We start from the raw sequence: 692 nt of genomic DNA, 5'->3' as shown, positions 1-692 counted from the left end.
GCCCTTGGCGAAGTAGGCCTCGGTTTCAGGGTCCGTGGCCTTGGCCATCGCGATCGTGCGCACGATGGTCGAGTTCAGCAGGTTGGACCATTCATTGGCCAGCCGCTCCTTGACCAGCGCGCCCTCGACCATGTCCTCGGTGGCATTGCCCACGTTTTCAAGGCGCAACATGCCCGTGCCGGCAATGAAGACCATCAGCAGCAGCATGAGCGAGAAGCCCATTCCCAATCGCGTGCCGATCTTCAGATTCTTGAAACTCATCACTCTGCTCTCGATTTCTTGCTGGTTGAGATTCGACATGGACCGTCCGCGCTCAGGCGGCGGCAAGCGCCGGCTCCGTGCGGCCCGGGCGGCCGCCCGCATCGAGCCTGAACACGCCCACGACATGCGACAGGCTGCCGGCCTGCTCCTGCAGCGATTGCGCCGCTGCCGATGCTTCTTCCACCAGCGCCGCGTTCTGCTGCGTCRCCTGGTCCATCTGCGTGATGGCCTGGTTGATCTGCTCGATGCCCGAGGTCTGCTCCTGGCTGGCCGCCGTGATCTCGCCCATGATGTCGGTCACGCGCTTGACGCTGTCGACGATCTCTTCCATCGTCTTGCCCGCCTCGGCCACCTGCTTGCTGCCCTCTTCCACCTTGTTGACCGAGTCGCCGATSAGCGTCTTGATYTCCTTGGCCGCCGCGGCCGAGCGC

At 63.9% G+C, this 692-nt stretch carries 2 protein-coding genes; both read right to left on the bottom strand.

Translation table 11 applies throughout. The annotated features are described in order from the left end of the window. Window positions 1-261 (bottom strand): MCP four helix bundle domain-containing protein (locus AC1DTN_RS37895; RefSeq protein WP_477925278.1); only part of this gene is annotated, 261 nt, incomplete at its 3' end. 52 nt (window positions 262-313) lie between these two features. Next, a partial coding sequence (locus AC1DTN_RS37890) for a methyl-accepting chemotaxis protein (RefSeq protein ID WP_477925276.1) occupies window positions 314-692 on the bottom strand: 379 nt, incomplete at its 5' end.

Source organism: Rhizobium sp. 01T444, from assembly GCF_056398305.1.
This window is presented reverse-complemented; position numbering and strand designations above follow the sequence as displayed.